The organism is Candidatus Defluviilinea gracilis, from assembly GCA_016716235.1.
Taxonomy (GTDB): Bacteria; Chloroflexota; Anaerolineae; order Anaerolineales; family Villigracilaceae; genus Defluviilinea; species Defluviilinea gracilis.
In genome coordinates, this window is record JADJWS010000003.1 from 59,492 (window position 1) to 79,981 (window position 20,490).

A 20,490-nucleotide genomic window follows, 5' to 3' on the forward strand; every position below is an offset into this window, starting at 1 on the left:
CTACCTGTTTACTTGTGTACCTGTTTACTGTCTTTTCAAAGAACCAACACCGCTTCCTTCGAACACATCACCTGCTCTTTCGCGCCGATGGCAGGCAGTTCAAGGAAGGGATTGTTGAACGTGTCCATGTTGAAATTGGTGTTGCCAATTTTGATTTGGATGCGGACCACCGAACCCAGGAAAGTAATGGTTTCGATGGTGCAATCAATGACGTTATCTTTCTTCGGCTCAACGGCAAAACTGAAACGCTCGGGTCGCACGGAAATTTTTACCTTGTCGCCTTTCTTGCGGCTTGCGAAATCCTCTTCGGCTGTCTTGAAGTGGACGCCGTCCATCGCAAGGATTCCGTTCGCGGGGTCAACCACTTCGGCATCGGCATTGTTGAGCGAGCCGACAAAGTTCGCCACGAATTGCGTTTTGGGAAAGTTATAAATTTCAAAGGGAGTGCCGACTTGTTCCATCTCGCCGACGTTCATCACCACGATTCGATCTGAAATGGATAACGCTTCTTCCTGATCGTGCGTGACAAAGATGGCGGTGATACCTAAACGCTTTTGAATCGCTCGGATCTCCTGCCTCAGTGAAACACGGATCTTCGCATCCAACGCGGAGAGCGGTTCATCGAGCAGAAGCACTTCGGGACGGATGGCAAGCGCGCGGGCGAGCGAGACACGTTGTTGCTGTCCGCCTGAAAGTTGGTAGGGATATTTGTTGGCGTGCTTCTCGAGGTTGACGAGGTTGAGCATTTCATCTACGCGGGCGTGAACATCAGTTGCATTCGTCTTGCGAATGCGCAGACCAAAGCCAATGTTTTGCGCGACAGTCATATTCGGGAAGAGCGCGTATGCCTGAAAGATCATTCCAACGTTGCGCTGGTTCGGGGCTTTGTCGGTAATATCAACGCCGCCCAGTGTAATCTTGCCAGAGGTTGGGAGTTCAAACCCAGCGACCATGCGTAGCGTCGTCGTCTTTCCACAGCCTGAGGGACCGAGGAACGAGACGAATTCACCTTTCTCTATGCCGAGGTTGAATTTATCGACCACTACCACATCGCCAAATTGTTTGGTCACATTTTCAAGAGTCAAATAAGACATGAGGATTCTCCGCTGCAAATATCTTTAGTGCGCGCCTGTGGCTTGTCCCTGCCCGCCGGTGACAAATTGGATCATGCCCATGGCAAGCCAGGTCATCAGGAAGGTGACAAACGACAACGCGGCAGGTTCATACGCTTTATGCTGACCGATCAAAAACAGGTATGGACCGAATGCGTCCACGCCAAGGAACGAGGCTAACGTCACTTCGCCGACGACGATCGCAAATGTGAGCAACGCTCCGCTCAATAACGCCGACCGAACATTGGGCAGAATGACTTGCGTGATGATGGTAAACCACCCTGCGCCCAAACTTTGCGCGGCTTCGGTCAACGTGCGGATGTCCACCACGCGCATACCGGTGTCCACCGAGCGGTACATGTAGGGCATGGCAAGCACCATGTAGCCGGCGGTGATCAACGCGTACGTTCCAAATTTCGTCGTAGTTAAGGGCTGGAACAATTCAATATCGGTAAACGGTATGGTGAAATGCGTGCTATACGTTCGGATGAGACCGAACACGAGGATGATCGCCGGGATGACGAACGGCAACAGCGTGATGAATTCCGCGATCCGCCGTGCTTGGGGCACACGCAATCGAATCCAGTAAGCAGTCGGAACGATTAGGATGGCGCTGCAAATAATTGTCGCGACCGCAAGGGCATTGGACAATAAAAAGGTTTCCAGAAAGCTTGGGTCTTCAAAGGCGCGTTCATAGGCTTTGAAGCCGAGAACATCCCGCTCCATGCGGAGGGAGTGCCGCAAGGTGGCGAATAATGGCACGAGGAAATAGATCGCGCCGAGGATGAACCAGACCCAACTCCAAAACCGACCGCCGATCCGCAATAGCGACCAGCGTTTTCGATCCCGCCCGATCGAGACATCAACAGATGATTCGCTCATCGCAACCACCTTTCAGAAACCTTTTGAAGCCACGAATACCCAAGAAGCGACACCGCCATAATGATGACCATCCCCATTGCCATGGCATAGCCCAAGCCGGGGTTATGCAACACATCTCCGCGGATCTGCGCGCCGATCTGTATGGTGATGATGCCCAGCCTGCCGCCGGTCAAGGCGTAGGCGGTGGCGTAGGCTCCGAAGGCGTTGCCAAATAAAAGGATCATCGAACCGAGGATGGAGGGAAGCAGGATCGGCATGGCAACCCGCGTCCAATATTGGAAGTAGGATGCGCCCAGATTTTCGGCGGCTTCGCGCCATTCGCGCTTCAAACCGTCCAGCGCGGGGACCATCACCAGCACCATCAAAGGGAATTGAAAGAACATGTAAATGGCTGTTAATCCCCAAAACGTGTACAAGTCGAAACCCGCTTGATACAAATCAATATTCAAGTTGTCTTTCAGCAGGAGTGTGACAAATCCGCGTCTGCCCAGGGTGGCGATAAATGCAAACGCCAGAGGAACACCGGCGAAGTTCGAAGCAACGCCAGAGAAGGTGATCAACGCTGAGCGTAATTGTCGCGGCAAGCCGCCCACCGTAATCGAGTACGCAAGCAGGAAACCAAATATCCCGCCTCCAATGGCGGTTGCCGCGCTGATTTGAATGCTCAATTTATATGCGTTGACAATTGACGGGGTTTGGAGAAGCAGGGCATAATTTTCCAGCGTAAACTGCCCCTCTTGATTGAAAAAACTCCCTTCCACAAGATACAACGAAGGGAAGATGATGAACATGATGGCAAACAAAAAAAACGGGGATACGCCCAGCCAGTTTTTGAGATTTGAAGGTTCTTTGATTTTCGGAAGGGCTATGGAAGTTTGAGCCATGTCAGAAGTCCTCAAACAATCTTCGTGCTATTGGGCGAGACCCTGCCGTGCGGCAGGGTCTCGCGTTTTTGGTGCAGAAAATTTCCTTACGGAGCGGCTTGAATGTTCGCGCCGACAGCGGCATCCCAATTTCCGGTGATGAGCGCTTTGGCGGCATCCAACTGAGCAACGGTCGGGAACACTGCGCCGGATACATCAGGCAACTTGGCAAGCAAGTCGGCTGGGATCACGCCGCGATCGCGCATATCTTGTTCGCGGATCGGGTGGCAGTAACCCTTCATCCAGATCGTCTGACCTTCATCTGAATAGAGGAATTCCATCCACAACTTGGCGGCGTTCGGGTGCGGAGCGTAGGCGCTGATCGCTTGAACGTACACGCCGGCGAAACGACCGGAAGCGGGAATCACAACCTCAGCCTTCGGGTTGCCTTCGAAGGAATCGACAGCGGCGAGGGCGTTGTAGTCCCACGTAATGCGGACAGCGGTTTCACCGGTAGCAACCAAGCCGTTATTGGCGATCAACGGGACGAGGTTACCAGCGGAGTTCATCTGGGCGAAATAGTCGAGACCAGGCTGGGCGTCATCGAGCGAGCCGCCATTGGCGAGGGAAGCCGCAAAGACGGATTGAATCGCTTGATTGGAGGTGCGAGGATCGCCAGAGAGCGCGACCTGCCCGTTATATTTCGGGTCGAGCAAGTCTGCCCAATCTTGCGGGACTTCAGGCTGAACATCGGTATTCACGAGGAAGGACAACACACCGTAATAGTCGCCATACCAGTAGCCTTCGGCATCCTTGGCATCGGCAGGGATCGAATCCCACGTGGAAACTTTGTACGGCTGGATCAGTCCCTCAGCCTTGGAGGAAGGACCGAACGCAAAACCAACGTCAATGACATCGGGAGCCTGCGGACCGGGGTTATCCTTGTTCGCTTTGATGGCTTCGATCTCATCGCCGGAGCCGGCGTCTGGGTTCAATTCGTTGACTTCGAGCCCATATTTCGACTTGAAGGTCTCGATGGCTTCGCCGTAATTGCACCAGTCGTGCGGGAGCGCGATGGTGGTGAGCATACCTTCCGCTTGCGCGGCGGCGATCAAATCCGCCATCGGGTCGGCGGCGGGCGCCGCAGTTGCGGGGGCTTCGGTGGCTGGCGCCTCAGTCGCGGCAGGCGGTTCCGTTGCGGCGGGCGCTTCGGTCGCGGCGGGTCCGCATGCGGCAAGCGCAAGGCTCGCGAGAAGCAACAACGAGAATAGCTTGTACAAACTCTTTCTAGTCTTCATTCTCTCTCCTTTGAGATACATTGACTTGTGGAGAGCCACATGCTCTCCATCGTTTTCGATTATATACTGAACATTTCAAACACGGTTAATCATTTGTAAAGACCACTTTAACGGGCGACTTCCTCCACCTCCTCATACCAGCGCACGCGCGTGCCGACTTTATCTCGCATCTTCCATTGGATGGACTTCGGCATGGAGTCGAACACCTGCAGGATTTCGCCAATCCGCTTCTTAATCTGACTTCGTTCTGATTCAGCCAGCGCAAGCGACTCCTCGCTTACGGTTTCTTCGACACGCTTCAAGTTGATCGCGGTAGTTTTGTACAAGCCCCAATCGGCGCCGCACAACAACTCAAGACGCCGAAGGTTGATGCAATTCTCATCGCTTGAACCAGTTTCCACGTAGAGAAGAAGCGAAGCGATATCCAGCGCGTCTTTGCGGTTCAGATCCGCGATCTGCGCTTTCGTCAGCAACAATTCCGCGGGCGGGATCGTGACCGGATGAAGATGGAGTCTATCTTCGAGGGGAATCTTGTGACACATCACAAACGTGCCGACGAAAACATCCACCTTCATCTCGGAGTCGTTGTGAAAATAGATCTGCCGCTGGTCGCCGTTCAGCAAATTAAATTTTTTGTGCGGGGAATATCCAGCCTGCTCCATAAATTCTTGAAACTCGCGGCGCCGCTTCGCCTCAACGATCAGGTCGAGGTCGCCAAAATCGCGCGTGAATATCGGATGTTCCGCTGTGTGATGCGCCTTCACTGCCAGCCCGCCAAGCGCGCGCAAAAGGATGGACTGCTCGCCGGCAGCGGCGATCAACCGATTCATTTCAATATAGGCGTCTGGCTGAAAAGGCACGAAGCGATTCTACCAATAAATGACCCTAAAGGATTATCCGGAATCCTTTAGGGTCAGAACTAGAAATTTTGAAGCGGCTACTCGGCAGGGATTTCAGCCTGCACTTTATCGAGGTCGATGCCCTCGCCCTTGCGCCGGGCTTTGAAGCCGTAGTAAATCGCCGCGGCGGATACATAACACGCGCCGAGGAAAATGATCGAGTTAGTGTTCTTGAAACTGATTCCATACAAGCCCGCGCCTTCGCCACCTGAGTTCAACCAGGGGTCGAACATCCATTCGATCAACAGGAAGCCAAGGAAGCCGGCAAAGATCACGCCCGCAACGGTGATGAGCGGGATGCCAGCCACTTTCATTTGGGCAATTGGCGAGGCTTCGAAGAGCGCTTTCTTTTTGTACGGCAGAACGATTGCGGCAATGGCTGTGCCAAAGTACATAATGGCAATGCCTTGCGTGGCGGCAAGCGTGATGGAGCGGAAGCCTGCCACGTTATAAGCATACAACGCGGCAACAACGATGGCTGGCAGGATCATGTACAACATCGCATTCACCGGCGTGCCGTTCTTGTTCAACTCTGCGGCTTTTTCCGGGAGCAGGCGGTCAAACGCGGCGGCGAAGATCACGCGGGTCGAGGAGAGGAACAACGTCCCTGCCCAGCCGAACCACCACGTGCTCATCAACAACAGCACGACGATCTGCACGAGGCGATTGTCAGTGAGGAAGACCGCCAGCATCGCGGGGTTGGGCCAGACCGGAAGCGGAGGCGCTTCGGTTACGTAACCCCACGCGTAATTCCACCAAGCGGCGTTCGCTTGCACGTAGAAATCCCAGCCGATGGTTTTGGCAACGCCGAGGAAGAACACAATTCCCAACGCGGTGGTGATGACAAGCGCCCAAGCCATGCCGGCAAAGTTCCGTTTGTAATCGGTCGCGCCACGCACTTCACCATACAATGTCGCGCCCCAGTTGGGCCACAAGTTGAAGAAAACCAGATACGGGAGAGTCAGCATGATGAGTCCGAACGAGCCGCCCGTCAACGGGGTTGAAGCGAACGCGTCCACGCCGGCTTGGGCGGTCGCATCGTAGAGTTCGCCCTGCGTGCCAAAGTACGCGGCAGAGTTGGAAGCGAGTCCCGCTTTGAACGCATCCGGCGAACCGGTGAACAGCAAAACGATGACGATCAGCAATCCGAGCATGCCCGCGTAGAACGAATACTTCTGGACGCGCGCGTAGTTCTTCATCCCAAGGAAGATAACCAACGCCACAAACCCGAGGGTCAGCAAGGAACACACAAACAGGGCGTTTCCCTGCCCCGCGAACCACACCGCGGCAGACTGCAAACCGAACGCGCCAAGCAACGGGGTTAGCACGATCTGGCGGAGCATATCGCCGTAGATGGGAGTCCACAACCAAAGCGTGAACCACCAACCCGTGATGGAGAGGATGAAGCCGATGCCGCCGCCGAAGATGCGCGTCTGCCAGACGTAATCGCCGCCCGAGCGGGGCATCACGGCGATCAATGAGGCGTACACAATCACCTCAAAGATGATGAACGCCGCGCTGATGAGCAACGCGGGGATCATGCCTCCGCCGAAATAATACATCTGGCTGAAACTGTAGAACCCCAACGTCACCAGATTGATCGAAAAGAACGCGTAGATGAACGCGTCCATGACCGACCATGAACGTACCATGCCGGTCGCCTTGCGGACAAATAAGTTGCTCATTTCACATCTCCTCTATTGAATTGAGTCGTACCGCAAAATTCATTTTGCGAGTACCCGGCGGGAGAAACCTGCCATGCCGTCGGCTACTGTACATAACACAAAACCCGAGCGAGAGTTATCCTGATGTCAGCACGTAATCATATTGCTCCCTGCGCCGTCCCGGCGCAGGAATTCCCTTACAAACGCCGCCGAGGACGGCGGCTGAAGCAAGTTACAGAGAGTTATCCTGATGTCAGCACGTAATTTTCGATCTTATCCTTGCCCAGTTTCACAATTGCCCCCAACAGAGTCCCCTGTTCGTACATCGAGCCGGGGTTGATGCACAACGTCTTGCCCACTTTCATCGCCCCGCGCCCTTCGTGGATGTGCCCATGCAAGCCGAGAAGCGGCTCATATTTTTCGATGGCTTCGCGCAGAGCCGTCGAACCGACCGGCTTCAAAGCCTGACCCGCCAGCACGGGACGCAAATCCTTATCTAGTTCGGGAGCCTCGTCCAGTCCAGACCGATACGGCGGCACGTGGACGTTGAACACCGCGTTCTTCGGATTCTTCAACTTGGAGATCATCGCTTCATACCGGACCTTGAGCTGGTCCTCCCCCTCTTCCCGGTGCGTATCCCACGGAGTTCGGTTGCTCCAACCGGAGGCGATCATCTCGTGATGTTCATCCAACTGCGTCACCTGCCCCTCGACCAACAATACCCGCTTCGACGCGCGGATGACATCGTCCACTTCATCCATATCGTCGTTGCCCGGCGAGCAATAGACTTTCATATCCGTGCCGCCCAATTTTTTCTCGGCAATGTCCATCCACTGTTGGACGACTTTCAACACCTCGGCATTGAAAATTTCCGAAACGCGATTCGGATCCTTTTCCAATTCCGCCATCTCATCGGGATTCGTCAAATACGGATAATAGCCGCGACTGCGCACGCGCTTCTTCATTTCGGCGAGTTCGTCCGCATTGGTAATTGGAAATTCCTGTTCGAGCAAAGTGACTTTGTAATTCTCCCCGCCCTGATGAATAAACGGCACGACCGCTTTTCCGGTCATATCGCCCCCAAGGATCAGCACATCCACTTCATAAAATTTCCCCGCGTTCAAAAACTTGTTCCAGCAAATATCCGAACCATGAATGTCTGTCGCAAAAAACAGTTTGGTCACGGTGGTTTCCTCCGCAAGGGATTTGGATTGACTTCGTTATTGTGCTGTCGTTGATTATATATCCTTAGCCACAGAGTTCACAGAGATCACTGAGATCAATTCTCAAATTCTCTTTAGACACGGAAGCCACAGATTTCACTGATTTTCACGGAAAAGAACTTTAAATTCTACGTGTTTTCCGTGAAACTTGTGCTGAGCCTGTCGAAGTATCCGTGTACAAAAAAAAACGAGGATACAGACTCAAGCAATACTCTCTTACGGATACACCCTCTTGATCGTCCTCGGGAACGGAATCGCTTCGCGGATGTGTTCGATTCCGCACAGCCATGCGACGACTCGTTCCACTCCCATACCGAATCCTGAATGCGGAACGGAGCCATACTTGCGAAGTTCGAGGTACCACTTGAACGCTTCTTCGGGTAATCCTTCTTTATGAATTCGCGCCAGCAACGCGTCGTGACTCGACATGCGTTCCGAGCCGCCGCAGATTTCGCCGTAGCCTTCGGGCGCGAGCAAATCTACAGACTTGCAGACTTCGGGGCGACCTGGCCATGGCTCCATGTAAAACGCCTTGACCGCGCTGGGGTAGCCATAGACAAATAGTGGCTTGTCGTGAAGTTTCGTCAACTCGGTTTCGTGCGGAGCGCCGAAATCCATGCCCCATTCGAATTTGAGAAGTTCCTTCTTTTCAGGGTCGGTTTCTTTTTCGTACAGGTCAATGAGATATTTCGCCGCGTCGTCATACGACATGCGCGGGAATGTGCCAGTGACGTTTTCCAGTTTGGTCACATCGCGCTCAAGGAATTTCAATTCGGCGGCGCACTCGCGCAACACAGTTTGGACGATGTGTTTAATGAGTCCCTCTTCCACGTCCATCAAGCCGTCCAAGTCGCAGAAAGCGATCTCGGGTTCGAGCATCCAAAACTCGGTGAGGTGACGACGCGTCTTCGATTTCTCCGCGCGGAAGGTGGGACCGAAGCAGTAGACTTTCCCGAAGGCGAAGATGTTGGCTTCGTTGTACAGTTGACCCGTCTGCGCGAGGTAGGCTTTACCCTCGTCGAAGTATTCGGTCTCGAAGAGAGTCGTTGTCCCTTCGGCGGCGGCGGGAGTGAGGATGGGCGTGCTCATTTCGAGGAAGCCGTTCGTGTCGAGCCATTCGCGCGTCGCCGCCATGACGGTACTGCGCACTTTCAGTATCGCCCACTGACTTTGCATCCGTATCCACAAGTGACGATGATCGAGCGCGAAGTCGGGACCGTGATCCTTGAGCGACATCGGGTAATCCAAGCCCGCCTCTTGCACGATCTCGATCTGCTTCACGCCGAGTTCATATCCGCCAGGGATTCCAGGCGCGCGCTTATCCTCCCGCACCGCGCCTGTGACGATCACCGACGACTCTTGCGGCAAACGCATGACCTTGTCGAACACTTCGGGTTCAAGGTCGCCTTTGAACGCGACGCATTGCACAAAGCCCGAGCCATCGCGGACGAGTAAAAAGCATAACTTGCCCTTGTCCGTGCGGTTGTAGACCCAGCCTTTGATGGTTATTTCTTGTCCAATATATTTTGAAATTTGCGAAACGCTGATTTGTTCAGCCATGTAGGGGATCCTTTATTTAGTGGTTGCGCCGATTATAGCAGATGGCATAAACTCCTACCTTGTCGGCGCATACATAAACAGGATGGCTGAAACCTCCAAGAAGTGTTTCCGCCTCACGGATGCGTATGGCGTGGAAATTGACGCGGGTCAGATTCACATTCTGATTTTGACAATCGTTGCCCCATTGACATGATGGCGCATGGCGATCAAAAGATGAAAAAGAAGGTAGAAAAACAAAAAAATAGACAAGAGACTCAAAAGGAGACTCTTTGTCTTAGAAAGTTACTTCTTTTGCTATAGTTGATATCATGTTCTGGCTACCGATCGTCCAGTGATAGTATCTGGAGTCCATAATAGTCTATTCTGGGGGATGCTGCGATCGCAAAGCCTCCGTGTCCCAAATCAGAATTAAGTATCATCTCATCATCGTTTATTGAATCTTCGTTTATAACAACGGAAACAACAAGATCTTCAATAACCAATCTTATATGATTGGTTCCTCCCCTTGAAAGATTAAGGTTATTAATAGTTCCATCGTAGAGTTTAGTAAGTCCTTTTTCAGGAGTAGTTGAATATAAACTCCAAGTGCCACAATTACATATTGTCAAATAATTGTTGTTTATTCCTATTTTATCCCTAAAATAAATACTATAACTCCAGGTATCTGTATTACTCGGATTAACAAATACGACAGATAATATGAAATTATGAATTTGTAGATTAGGAGAGTTTGGTCGAAAAATAAAGGAATTCGATTCATCTAAAGATCCATTCTGCGGTCCAAAAATTATTTCGGGTTCCTTTGTGGGTGTCATTGACGGTAGTGGGTGCGGTGTTTCAGTCGGTGTGCTGGGTATGGCAATTGCAGATGTCGAATGTGATGTTGGAAGAGCAGGGTGATCTTGAGGTGTGTTTCCGAACACTGATATAAGAGTGACGACAATAGTTCCAACAACCGTGATTAATGCCACAATAATCGTTGGGTCAATCTTCTTTTTCCCTTTAGTGGTTCTTGTTTTTCTCATGATGATTCCTCGAGGAAGTAGATAAAAGGTGATGTCATTTAGTAAGTAGCGCGCTCACCGTGTGTTGATTTTACAACAAAAGGAGAACTACTTCTTCCTCTCCCCCTACCCCTTCACCAGCAACTCCCTCGTCACATTCGGGTCTGCCTTGCCCTTGGTCGCCCTCGCTACTTGACCCACAAACCACTGCAGGAGAGTCTCTTTGCCCGCGAGATATTTCTCCACTTTGGTGAGATGTTAGGCGAACGCAAGAAAATGCGGAGGCGCGTAGAGCAGACGTTTCCGCATGGGTTCAGGAGATTGAGTTTCGCAGAGCGTTCGCAGGCGCTTCATCGTTGCCGCCGATTCGAGTAGGAAGAACGGCTCTTTCAACGCGCCGATCTCTTTTGTCCATGAAGGCGGTTGTTGATTGCTTCGTTGGGCAAGCAATTCTGTTAAAGCCGCGCTGACGGTCAATAAGCGCTGGTCTGTGGTGGATGGTCGAGGAAGAGCGCTAAAGTCCGTATTGGAGCGAGTCAAGTCTTGAACGAGACTGCGTAATTTGAGATGGTCTCGTTCAAGCGCGGCTTGGGCAAGTTGTTCAATCTGTTCCATATAAGTTCTCCCATAAATCCCAAAAAGCGTATTGCGCGGTCAACTCATCGCCCTTTACGAGAAAAGGTTCGACGCTTTGCCAAACATCATCTTTTTTTCTACCCTTTCCAACTTCCTGCAAAAGCCGTCGAGCGTCTGAAACATCAATATCGTCGCGCCATGCAGAGAGTTTCATCGCGAGCAATTGTTCCAAAGAAGGCGTTCGCGCTTCTATCCCAGGCGCTTGAAACACAATCGGTCCATTGCTAATGCCCACCAAATATCCTTTTGCGCCGTCATTCAACCAATCTTCTGTCCAGTCGAATTCTTCGGCAACACTTTTTGCCAGTTCTCGAACCAGACGGGCTTCACGCGGCTCGAGAATAACCGCGTCTATATCCCGCGTGGATGAGCGCGCGTCGAATTGAAGAACCATGACTGCGCCGCCAACGAGAGTCAATTGAATATGAATCCCTCTGGCTTGGGCTAGTTCTCCAAGTCGTTTTAAGCCCTCTTCGATTTCACTACGCGTAAATATTCCCATGGCTTTATTTTACACCACAGATAACTTACTTCCTCCTCCCCTCCAACCCCTTCACCACCAACTCCCTCGTCACGTTCGGGTCCGCCTTCCCCTTCGTGGCGCGCGCCACTTGACCGACGAACCATTGCAGGAGAGTCTCTTTGCCCGCGAGATATTTTTCCACTTCGGAGGGGTTATCGTTCAGCGCTTTCGTCACGGCTTCCTTGATGAAACTTTCGTCGGAGACTTGGACGAGTCCCTTTTCTTGGACGATATGTTCGGGGTCGCCGCCATTTCTTAGGAGTTCGCTCAACACGATTTTTGCCGAGTTGCCGCCGATGACTTTGTCGGTCGTCATGTCAATGAGTTTGGCGAACGATTCGGGCGGCAGAGTCACATCTTCAATTTTGATTCCCGTCTCGTTGACGTAGTGCATGAACTCGCCCGCGATCCATGAATGGACGGCTTTCGCTGAACTGTTCGATTTCGCGGCGACGCGCTCGAAGTAGTTCGCGAGAGAAAGCTCGGAGGTGAGAAAACGCGCATCGGACTGAGTCAAGCCGAAGTCCGAGATGAAGCGTTTTGTTTTTGCGTCGGGCAATTCGGGGAGAGTCGCGCGAATCGAATCGATCCAATCCGAATCCAAAATTAGCGGCGGCAAATCAGGCTCGGGGAAGTAACGATAATCATGCGCGCTTTCTTTGCCGCGCTGCGAATACGTCTTGCCCGTCGTTTCGTTGAAGCCCAACGTTTCCTGTTCGACGATTCCGCCGCGCGAAACAATTTCAGTCTGCCGCGCGATCTCGTATTCGATGCCCTGCGCGAGCGAGCGGAACGAGTTGAGATTTTTTATTTCAGTGCGCGTGTTGAGTCGCTCGCTCCCCGCCTCGCGCACCGAAACGTTCGCCTCAAAACGGATCACGCCTTTTTCCATGTCGCCCGAATTCACATCGAGATAACGCAGGATCGCGTGCAACGCGGTCGCGTAGGCTTTCGCTTCATCGGACGAACGCAGATCGGGCTCGGTGACAATTTCGAGCAGTGGGACTCCGCTTCGGTTGTAATCAATGAACGAGCGCGCGTCGGCGTGGGATAACTTGCCCGTGTCCTCTTCCAAGTGGACGCGGCGAATCCGAATCGACCTTATGCCTGCTTCAGTTTCGATGAGCAGTTTCCCGTCTGTTGCCAGCGGCTGGTCGTATTGCGAGATTTGATAGCCCTTCGGCAGGTCGGGATAAAAATAATTCTTGCGCGCGAAAATACTTTCGGTGTGGATCTGACACCCAAGCGCGAGCCCAACTTTGACCGCCAACTCGACGGCTTTATTGTTCAACACAGGCAACGCGCCAGGCTGACCCGTGCAAACGGGACAGATATGCCGATTCGGTTTTGCGGTGATTGAGTCGACAACTTCGCACCCACAAAACATTTTCGATTTTGTGAGCAACTCCGCGTGGACTTCAAGTCCGATGATGGGTTCGTAGTTCATAATTTCTATTGGCATGTCACCCTGAGCGCCAGCGAAGGGTCTCGTGTGTTGTGACAGAGATGCTTCGCTTCGCTCAGCATGACATGCTAGAGTGAGGGCTGTTTCGTGTGCCAATCCGTCTGCGATTGATACAAATGTCCAATGTGAAGCAGAGTCTCCTCCGACAAATGCGGACCCATGACTTGCATCCCGATGGGCAGTCCGTTCGAAAAGCCGCATGGGACAGACAGCGCGGGAATCCCTGCGAGATTGACAGCGACCACGAACACATCCGACAAATACATATCGAGCGGGTTGCTGATCTTCTCGCCGATACGAAACGCAGTCGTCGGCGCGACAGGTGTGATGAGCGCGTCGCAGGTCTCGAACGCTTTCTGAAAGTCCTGCCGAATCAACGCGCGGACTTTCTGTGCTTTTAAATAGTGGGCATCGTAATATCCAGCCGAAAGCGCGAACGTGCCAAGCATGATGCGGCGTTTGGTCTCCGCGCCGAAGCCTGCCTCGCGCGTCTTCAAGTAGACATCCATCAAATCGCCAGACTCGCGCTCCGACAGTCCAAACCGCACGCCATCGTATTTTGCGAGGTTGGAACTGGCTTCGGCAAACAGAATCAAATAATAGACAGGGATCGCATACTGCGTGTGCGGAAGCGACACTTCAAGGACTTCCGCGCCAAGCGATTCGATTTGCTTGATCGCGGCTCGAACGGAAGCGTCTACTTCTTTATCCAGCCCTTCAACGAAATATTCTTTGGGAATGCCGATGCGAAGTCCGCGTAAATTTTCCGCGTTCTTCAAACTCGCCGAATAACTTTGAACAGACTCAACGCGCGACGTGCTGTCTTTGGGATCATGTCCCGCAATCGCTTCAAGGACAAGCGCCACATCATACGCGCTCCTCGCCATCGGACCGATCGTATCAAACGACGACACCAGCGGAATCAATCCGTAGCGCGAAACTCTTCCGTAGGTGGTTTTGAGTCCCGTCACGCCACAAAACGACGCGGGCATGCGCACCGATCCGCCCGTGTCTTCGCCGAGCGCAAACGGAGCCAGTCCCGCCGCGACCGCCGCCGCTGACCCTCCGCTCGAACCGCCAGGGACGTGATCGAAATTCCACGGGTTGCGGGTGGTGAAGAAGCCAGAGTTTTCGGTGGACGACCCCATTCCGAACTCATCCATGTTGTTTTTGCCAAGGAGGACAGAGCCAGCCGCATGTAATTTCTTGATCGCGGTCGAGTCGTAAAACGGTTTATAGTTCTCAAGGATTTTTGATGAGCAAGTCGTGTTCACGCCGCGTGTCGAAAGCGAATCCTTTGCCGCGTAGGGAATTCCCGTCAGCGGGGTCAAACCTTCGCCTGACTTGATGCGTTCGTCCGCTTTTTTGGCTTGCTCCAACGCCACATCTTCAGAAACCGTGACGTACGATTTGATCTGCGGGTCGAGTCGTTGAATGCGTTCAAGATACGCGCGCGTCAACTCCGCCGAAGAAATCTTTCGACTGGAAAGTAGTTCGTGTGTTTCGTGGATGGTTAATTCGTGTAAATCCATAAATTTTCAAATCGAGTTATACAAGATTGCGCTTCATCAAAGACCTTCTTCGCGGAGTGACAACCATCCACGAATGTTCACGAATACCCTGACGGGCACATGTAAACGAATTGACGCGCCTCTATTCGTGAATTCGTGGTTTTATTCGTGGACGGTTCGTTACCAACGCAAAACTCCGCAACAAAAATTACCAATTACTACTTACCAATTACTTGTTACTGCTCCACATGCGCGCGCGGAATAACCACATACTCATCTTTCGACTGCGGAGCATTGGCGAGAAACTCCTCCGTCGGCACAGACTCTTCGACCTCATCCTCGCGCATCACGCTTTGATTCGCCGACGACAAATACGCAGGCGCGACATTCTCCGTGTCCACTTCATTCAAAACACCGACGTAATCGAGAATATCCTTGAACTGAGAAACGAACATCTTCGTCTCGTCCTCGTTCAAATCCAACCGCGCCAAAGACGCGATGTCTCGCACTAACTTTTCATCTACCTGAATCTGTTGCTTCTCGTTCATCGCCGATCAATTCTCCAATTCTCTAATTCTCCGCATCGCTACCAATCTCTAATCTCCAGTCTCCAATCTCTATTCCCTGATCTGAACATGCAATTCTTTCAACTGCTTCGGCTCAACTTCCGACGGCGCGTCCGCCATCACATCGCGCCCCGCTTGATTCTTTGGGAACGCGATCACTTCGCGGATGTTCGGCTCGTCAGCCAGTAACATCACGAGTCGATCAACGCCTGGAGCCATCCCTCCATGCGGAGGCGCGCCATACTCGAACGCCTCCAGCATGTGACCGAACTTCGTCTGAATTTCCTCGTCGCTCAAGCCAAGCATCTGGAACATCTTCATCTGAATATCTCGGCGATGAATACGGATCGAACCCGACGCGGTCTCGTAGCCGTTGCACACCATATCATACGCGTCCGAATACACTTCGCCAGGGTTGGTGTCGAACTTGGGCAGATCTTCCAACTTCGGCATCGTGAACGGATGATGCTCCGACTCCCATTTCTTTTCTTCCTCATTCCACGCAAAGAACGGGAAGTCCACCACCCACGCGAACGCCATCATGGATGTATCGGCAAGATCGAGTTTATCGCGCAAAATGATTCGCAACCCGCCCAACACTTTGTTGACGACCGCGCGCGCGTCTGCCGCAAACAGGATAAGATCGCCGTCCTTCGCGCCCGTTTTGGATTTGACCTCTTCCACCTCTGCCTCTGTGACAAACTTCGCGGCGGTTCCCTTCGGACCTTCGGCTTGGATCGCCAGCGTCGCCAGTCCCTTCGCCCCCAGCCCCTTCGCCGACTCGGTCAACGCGTCCACTTCCTTGCGCGACATCTCAGCCGACTTCGGCGCGATGATACACTTGACCACGCCTCCCGCGCTCAACGCAGACTGGAAGACTTTGAACTCGCTCTTCGCGAAGACCTCGCTCACGTCAACCAGTTCCATGCCGAAACGCAGATCGGGTTTGTCGGTGCCGAAGCGTTCGAGAACTTCTTTGTATGAAAACTTGGGCCACGGCGAGGAATATAACTTCTTGTGCGGCGCAACTTCGGGGAGCATCGCCGTGAACAAACCCTCAACGAGATTCAACACATCGTCACGGTGAACATAGGACATCTCAAGATCGAGTTGCGTGAACTCAGGCTGACGGTCGCCGCGCAGGTCTTCATCGCGGAAACAGCGCGCGATCTGGAAATATTTATCCATGCCTGCGACCATGAGCAACTGCTTCAACTGTTGCGGCGACTGAGGCAAAGCATAGAACTGCCCAGGGTAGATACGAGACGGCACGAGATAGTCGCGCGCGCCTTCGGGAGTCGCTTTGAACATGATCGGCGTTTCAACTTCGATGAAGCCTTGTTCATCGAGATAGTCGCGCATGAACTTGATGACCTTGTGACGCAACACGATATTTCGAGTCAATCGCTCGCGGCGCAGGTCCACATAACGATACTTGAGGCGCATGTTCTCATCGGGCAGGTCGTTATCGGTGTTGACCATGAATGGCGGCGTCTTCGACGGATTCAGCACGGTCACGTTCTTGGCGATGACCTCCACCTCACCCGTTTCCATTTTCGGGTTTGCCATTCCCTCGGGGCGTTTCTGCGCCACGCCCTCGATCTGCAACACCCACTCGTTGCGCACGTTGGCAACTTGCTCCAGCATTTCTTTTGGCAAATCGGGGTTAATGGTCACTTGAATAATGCCAGCGCGGTCGCGCAAGTCAAAGAATGCCACCCCGCCATGGTCGCGGCGGCGATTCACCCAGCCCGCCAACGTCACGGTTTGACCCGCGTGGCTGGCTCTTAATTCTCCACAAGTATGAGTTCTGTACATAGTGCGCCTCCAAGAAATTGTAAGACCTGACAGGTTTTCACGAACGTTCGATCAATCGAATACATTCCAATTCGCAATTGTTCTGACGGGCTTAGTTCTCAATGAAACCTGTCAGGTCTTGGTTTACATAAAAAATCGCCCTTCGCAATTGCGTTGGGCGATGAGTTCGACTTTTTCAATCCGTCAACTAGCAAGGCTTCGCCCAACGATACAGCAGATCGTCATTGTCATTATTATCGTTGTCATTGGCGAAGTAAAACGGATATTTCATAATGGCGGCATTATAGCACAGACTTAACGTTCCAACGCAGATTCGGCGGGATTCGCCGGGTTGTAATACACCATCACCTGCGCGCCGACGGGATAGCGGGCAACCGTTTTTTGCGCGTCACCATAGATGCGGACGCTAAAGAATTGTTCGCCCGCTTTGACCACTTGTCCCGTGTACGGCTTTCCGTCCACTTGATATTGATAGACCACAACGGGAATCTCAGAGCGGCTTTTATAACTGCGTTTCACTTGAACTGTGGAGGTGATCACCACCCCCATCGTGCTGGACCAATCTTGCGCGGCTTGCTTCGCCGTATCTCGCATTTTGCTGCGGCGATAGATAAAGTATCCAACCGCAACCAGGATCACGATAGGCAACACAGTGGCGCAGATCGCGCCGCCGATACCGATTACGAATGAAAAGATTGATATGATTTCAACCATGCTGTTCCTTTGAGGACCGTTTGATGAGCCTCATTGTACTGTACACCTTGGGAAACTGGCTCGCCGATGGTACTACAGGCGCGGCAACGCTTCCGAATGGCAAGCCAGGCTACGAGGAGAAAGACGCGAAGCGGTCAGGTTGGCAGAAACCCCAATAGGGCAAGCCCAATGTGTAAGGATGATGTAAGGTGAATTGCCTTGATTTTTCTTCCCATTGGGTGCAAGGTGTTGTATAGTAATTTTGTTCGCATAACATTCTACATACCAAAGGAGAGAAATATGGGAAAAATTTTGTTTATTTTGAACGCGCTCGTGGTGGCTGTGTTGGGCGCTGGGTTGATGTTCGTGCCTGAGGCAACCCTGACCCAGTTCGGAACGGAGACCCGCGTCCCCGAATTGCACATGGCGCGGTTCCTCGGCGCCGCATTGATCGCGCTCGGCTTGGCGCTCTGGTTCGCCAAGGACGCTTCGGATGAAGGCGTGCAACGCAATCTCGGTTTTGCCATGCTCGGCGCTACCGTGCTCGCATTGATCGTCACCATCATTGGCGTCGCCGCCGATGGCATCATCCGCAATTTCGGCTGGGTCGTGGTCGTAGTCGAGTTCGCCTTCGGACTTGGTTACGTGTTCGTGCTGTTCCTGCAACCCCGCATGAAATAACAAACCGTTCGCAAACGTGTAACACGAATTAAAAACAATGACCGCGCATTAATGCGCGGTCATTGTTGGTTCCATGATGGCATGGCTGGCAAAATCGAGGCGGGCAACTTGCTCTTCGGTCAATCGCCACCCGAGGGCGCCGGCGTTCTGCCGGGCTTGCGCGGAGTTTTTCGCGCCGGGGATGGGCAGGGCTCCTTTGCAGATCACCCAGTTCAATGCCACTTGAGCGCAGGATTTGCCCCCATGATCCTGCCCGATTTCCGTCATCAATTTCAATAACGGTTGGATTTTGGGGATGAGTTCTTTGTACTTCCGCGCGCGAGAACCGCTCGGCATATTCTCCGCGTTATATTTCCCAGCCAATAAACCGCGCTCAAGCGGACAGTAGGCGATCAGGCGGATACCCAGTTCTTTACAACGCGCCAACACTCCGCGCTTTTCTATCGTGCGGTTCAGCAGGCTGTAGTGCACTTGATTCGAAGCCAGTTGAATGCCGTTTCGCGCCAATGCGGAATACGCCGCCACCATACGGGCATGACCAAAATTTGACGCGCCGACCGCGCGGGTCATTCCGCTTTTCACGCACTCCGCCAAGCCATCCATCAAAAGATCGGTGCTCATCGTCAGGCTGGGCCAATGGATCTGGTACAAGTCCACGCTGTCGACGCCAAGACGGGCGAGGCTACCTTTCAACGCGCGCGGGAGCGCGCCTTTTGTAAACCGCCAGGGCCAGGGGAAAAATTTTGTAGCGATCAAGACGGGCTGGGCGGTCTCTTTGATAAAACGCCCAAGCAACCTCTCCGAAAGCCCGTTACCATATAACTCTGCCGTATCTACAAAGCGGATGCCCTCTTCGATCGCCATCTCGAAAGCCTGCCGCACATCCTCAACACCATAGCCATGCCCATATTGCCAAACCGCGCGATCGCCCCATTGCATGGCGCCCAACCCCATCTCAATCGCGTGTAAAAACCTGGTATCTTCGCTAACGTTGGTCAAGGCGTTTTCTCCATGGGAACTGCGGCATTGTATCTTAAAATATGACGGTCTCATAGCCAGCCCGAACAATCCGGGATAAAATTCAGCCCGCCAATCCAACATTGGAACTGACGGAGCGCAAATTCCTCGCCTCGTTCCTCTCCCACCGGGAGAGGAGGTTTGCTCCCCCTGAGTTCCAGGGAGATGACTGTGACCTCAAAACCCGAATCGCGGGATTTTGAATCCGCTTCGGACCTCAGCCTGAGGCTGGGTCTGCCCTTTTCAAATTTATCCCTGCTGACGCGCGCCCTCACCCACCGTTCGTATGTCAACGAGAATCAAAATTCGTCGGCGGATAACGAACGGCTGGAATTTCTCGGCGATGCCGTGCTCGACTTTATCGTTGGGGCATGGGTGTATCATCGCTTCCCGGAAATGCCAGAAGGCGAGTTGACTAAAATCCGTTCTGCCATTGTGCGCAATGACCAGTTGGCGAAATTCGCGCGGACGCTGAACCTTGGTCCGGCGCTTCGGCTGGGACGCGGCGAGTTCCTCTCCGGCGGTCACTCGCGCGACGCCTTGCTCGGGTCGTTGTTCGAGGCGGTGGTCGGCGCCGTCTACCTGGATTCAGGCTTGGGGGCGGTGGAGGCGTTCGTCAATCCCCTGCTGGAAGATGTGCGGGAATCGGTCTTGTCAAAAATCCACGACGCAAAAAGTTTGTTACAGGAGTGGGCGCAGGCGCAGAAACTACACCCGCCTCGGTACCGGACAATTTCGACTAGCGGACCCGACCATGCCAAGGAATTCGAAGTGGACGTTGAGGTCGGCGGACAAGTTGCCGGGCGAGGGAACGGCACCAGCAAACACACTGCCGAACACGCCGCCGCGCAAGATGCCTTGAAAAATCTTGAGATCGAGTGATGTAAAAGTTCAAATCAGCAAAAAAGCAAATAGGCAAATGAGCAAATGAGCAAATGAGCAAATAGGCAAATGAGCAAATGGGCAAATGGGCAAGACAATCAATCGTCAATCGTAAATCGTAAATCTGGTCTCGGTACGCCCTCCAAAAACATTCGGGCTACTCGACCATCAATCTGAAATCGTAAATCTAAAA

Annotated in this window: 20 protein-coding genes; 2 read left to right on the plus strand and 18 right to left on the minus strand. The window is 52.9% G+C overall.

The features are described from left to right. Window positions 1-35 precede the first annotated feature (35 nt). The 17 genes from IPM31_14060 to IPM31_14140 all read right to left on the minus strand — a co-directional run bounded on the left by IPM31_14060 (window position 36) and on the right by IPM31_14140 (window position 17,738). Entirely contained in the window at window positions 36-1,100 is a 1,065-nt protein-coding gene (locus tag IPM31_14060; protein MBK9008103.1) for an ABC transporter ATP-binding protein, read from the minus strand. An 18-nt stretch (window positions 1,101-1,118) separates the two neighbouring features. After that, window positions 1,119-1,994, minus strand: coding sequence for an ABC transporter permease subunit (locus IPM31_14065; protein MBK9008104.1), 876 nt, complete (start codon window positions 1,992-1,994; stop codon window positions 1,119-1,121). Further along, window positions 1,991-2,878, minus strand: a complete 888-nt coding sequence (locus IPM31_14070; protein MBK9008105.1) for an ABC transporter permease subunit — start codon at window positions 2,876-2,878, stop codon at window positions 1,991-1,993. The genes IPM31_14065 and IPM31_14070 overlap by 4 nt, the downstream gene beginning before the upstream one ends. 86 nt (window positions 2,879-2,964) lie before the next feature. Continuing rightward, window positions 2,965-4,155 (minus strand): extracellular solute-binding protein, encoded by a 1,191-nt coding sequence (locus IPM31_14075; protein MBK9008106.1) that lies wholly within the window; start codon window positions 4,153-4,155, stop codon window positions 2,965-2,967. 107 nt (window positions 4,156-4,262) lie between these two features. Then, window positions 4,263-5,015, minus strand: a complete 753-nt coding sequence (locus IPM31_14080; GenBank protein MBK9008107.1) for a nucleotidyltransferase family protein — start codon at window positions 5,013-5,015, stop codon at window positions 4,263-4,265. A gap of 77 nt (window positions 5,016-5,092) precedes the next feature. After that, window positions 5,093-6,739, minus strand: a complete 1,647-nt coding sequence (locus IPM31_14085; GenBank protein ID MBK9008108.1) for an APC family permease — start codon at window positions 6,737-6,739, stop codon at window positions 5,093-5,095. Between the two features lie 221 nt (window positions 6,740-6,960). After that, entirely contained in the window at window positions 6,961-7,902 is a 942-nt protein-coding gene (locus IPM31_14090) for a metallophosphoesterase (GenBank protein MBK9008109.1), read from the minus strand. A gap of 255 nt (window positions 7,903-8,157) precedes the next feature. Further along, the gene (asnS, locus tag IPM31_14095) at window positions 8,158-9,501 is read right to left on the minus strand and encodes an asparagine--tRNA ligase (GenBank protein ID MBK9008110.1); all 1,344 of its coding nucleotides are present in this window, start codon (window positions 9,499-9,501) and stop codon (window positions 8,158-8,160) included. 317 nt (window positions 9,502-9,818) lie between these two features. Further along, the gene (locus IPM31_14100) at window positions 9,819-10,526 is read right to left on the minus strand and encodes a hypothetical protein (protein MBK9008111.1); all 708 of its coding nucleotides are present in this window, start codon (window positions 10,524-10,526) and stop codon (window positions 9,819-9,821) included. Window positions 10,527-10,631: 105 nt separating this feature from the next. Further along, complete coding sequence (locus IPM31_14105) at window positions 10,632-10,751, minus strand: hypothetical protein (GenBank protein ID MBK9008112.1); 120 nt, start codon at window positions 10,749-10,751, stop codon at window positions 10,632-10,634. 12 nt (window positions 10,752-10,763) lie between these two features. Then, entirely contained in the window at window positions 10,764-11,120 is a 357-nt protein-coding gene (locus IPM31_14110) for a hypothetical protein (protein ID MBK9008113.1), read from the minus strand. Further along, window positions 11,107-11,643: a nucleotidyltransferase gene (locus IPM31_14115; protein MBK9008114.1), complete on the minus strand. Its 537-nt coding sequence runs from the start codon at window positions 11,641-11,643 to the stop codon at window positions 11,107-11,109. Before IPM31_14115 ends, IPM31_14110 begins: the two co-directional genes overlap by 14 nt. Window positions 11,644-11,668: 25 nt before the next feature. Continuing rightward, the gene (gene gatB / locus IPM31_14120; protein MBK9008115.1) at window positions 11,669-13,111 is read right to left on the minus strand and encodes an Asp-tRNA(Asn)/Glu-tRNA(Gln) amidotransferase subunit GatB; all 1,443 of its coding nucleotides are present in this window, start codon (window positions 13,109-13,111) and stop codon (window positions 11,669-11,671) included. Between the two features lie 86 nt (window positions 13,112-13,197). Beyond that, window positions 13,198-14,661, minus strand: a complete 1,464-nt coding sequence (gene gatA, locus IPM31_14125; protein ID MBK9008116.1) for an Asp-tRNA(Asn)/Glu-tRNA(Gln) amidotransferase subunit GatA — start codon at window positions 14,659-14,661, stop codon at window positions 13,198-13,200. Window positions 14,662-14,876: 215 nt separating this feature from the next. Beyond that, the gene (gene gatC, locus IPM31_14130) at window positions 14,877-15,188 is read right to left on the minus strand and encodes an Asp-tRNA(Asn)/Glu-tRNA(Gln) amidotransferase subunit GatC (protein ID MBK9008117.1); all 312 of its coding nucleotides are present in this window, start codon (window positions 15,186-15,188) and stop codon (window positions 14,877-14,879) included. A gap of 69 nt (window positions 15,189-15,257) precedes the next feature. Beyond that, on the minus strand, window positions 15,258-17,024 hold the full coding sequence (aspS, locus tag IPM31_14135; protein MBK9008118.1) for an aspartate--tRNA ligase: 1,767 nt from the start codon (window positions 17,022-17,024) through the stop codon (window positions 15,258-15,260). Window positions 17,025-17,318: 294 nt separating this feature from the next. Beyond that, on the minus strand, window positions 17,319-17,738 hold the full coding sequence (locus tag IPM31_14140) for a DUF3592 domain-containing protein (GenBank protein MBK9008119.1): 420 nt from the start codon (window positions 17,736-17,738) through the stop codon (window positions 17,319-17,321). Between the two features lie 279 nt (window positions 17,739-18,017). Between IPM31_14140 and IPM31_14145 the strand changes: the two genes are divergently transcribed. Beyond that, complete coding sequence (locus IPM31_14145; GenBank protein ID MBK9008120.1) at window positions 18,018-18,398, plus strand: hypothetical protein; 381 nt, start codon at window positions 18,018-18,020, stop codon at window positions 18,396-18,398. Window positions 18,399-18,446: 48 nt separating this feature from the next. Here IPM31_14145 and IPM31_14150 read toward each other — a convergent pair whose 3' ends face one another. Next, entirely contained in the window at window positions 18,447-19,352 is a 906-nt protein-coding gene (locus IPM31_14150) for an aldo/keto reductase (GenBank protein MBK9008121.1), read from the minus strand. A 228-nt stretch (window positions 19,353-19,580) separates the two neighbouring features. On the opposite strand from IPM31_14150, the gene rnc reads away from it, so the two are divergent. Beyond that, the gene (gene rnc / locus IPM31_14155; GenBank protein ID MBK9008122.1) at window positions 19,581-20,297 is read left to right on the plus strand and encodes a ribonuclease III; all 717 of its coding nucleotides are present in this window, start codon (window positions 19,581-19,583) and stop codon (window positions 20,295-20,297) included. The last annotated feature ends 193 nt before the right edge of the window (window positions 20,298-20,490 follow it).

What these genes read in the sequence shown, in the direction of transcription:
- IPM31_14075 (MBK9008106.1), bottom strand. Translation starts at nt 4,155, where the DNA reads ATGAAGACTAGAAAGAGTTTGTACAAGCTATTCTCGTTGTTGCTTCTC.
- gatB (MBK9008115.1), bottom strand. Translation starts at nt 13,111, where the DNA reads ATGAACTACGAACCCATCATCGGACTTGAAGTCCACGCGGAGTTGCTC.
- gatA (MBK9008116.1), bottom strand. Translation starts at nt 14,661, where the DNA reads ATGGATTTACACGAATTAACCATCCACGAAACACACGAACTACTTTCC.
- IPM31_14085 (MBK9008108.1), bottom strand. Translation starts at nt 6,739, where the DNA reads ATGAGCAACTTATTTGTCCGCAAGGCGACCGGCATGGTACGTTCATGG.
- IPM31_14115 (MBK9008114.1), bottom strand. Translation starts at nt 11,643, where the DNA reads ATGGGAATATTTACGCGTAGTGAAATCGAAGAGGGCTTAAAACGACTT.
- aspS (MBK9008118.1), bottom strand. Translation starts at nt 17,024, where the DNA reads ATGTACAGAACTCATACTTGTGGAGAATTAAGAGCCAGCCACGCGGGT.
- asnS (MBK9008110.1), bottom strand. Translation starts at nt 9,501, where the DNA reads ATGGCTGAACAAATCAGCGTTTCGCAAATTTCAAAATATATTGGACAA.
- IPM31_14110 (MBK9008113.1), bottom strand. Translation starts at nt 11,120, where the DNA reads ATGGAACAGATTGAACAACTTGCCCAAGCCGCGCTTGAACGAGACCAT.
- IPM31_14150 (MBK9008121.1), bottom strand. Translation starts at nt 19,352, where the DNA reads ATGGGGTTGGGCGCCATGCAATGGGGCGATCGCGCGGTTTGGCAATAT.
- IPM31_14140 (MBK9008119.1), bottom strand. Translation starts at nt 17,738, where the DNA reads ATGGTTGAAATCATATCAATCTTTTCATTCGTAATCGGTATCGGCGGC.
- gatC (MBK9008117.1), bottom strand. Translation starts at nt 15,188, where the DNA reads ATGAACGAGAAGCAACAGATTCAGGTAGATGAAAAGTTAGTGCGAGAC.
- IPM31_14065 (MBK9008104.1), bottom strand. Translation starts at nt 1,994, where the DNA reads ATGAGCGAATCATCTGTTGATGTCTCGATCGGGCGGGATCGAAAACGC.
- IPM31_14100 (MBK9008111.1), bottom strand. Translation starts at nt 10,526, where the DNA reads ATGAGAAAAACAAGAACCACTAAAGGGAAAAAGAAGATTGACCCAACG.
- rnc (MBK9008122.1), top strand. Translation starts at nt 19,581, where the DNA reads ATGACTGTGACCTCAAAACCCGAATCGCGGGATTTTGAATCCGCTTCG.
- IPM31_14145 (MBK9008120.1), top strand. Translation starts at nt 18,018, where the DNA reads ATGGGAAAAATTTTGTTTATTTTGAACGCGCTCGTGGTGGCTGTGTTG.
- IPM31_14070 (MBK9008105.1), bottom strand. Translation starts at nt 2,878, where the DNA reads ATGGCTCAAACTTCCATAGCCCTTCCGAAAATCAAAGAACCTTCAAAT.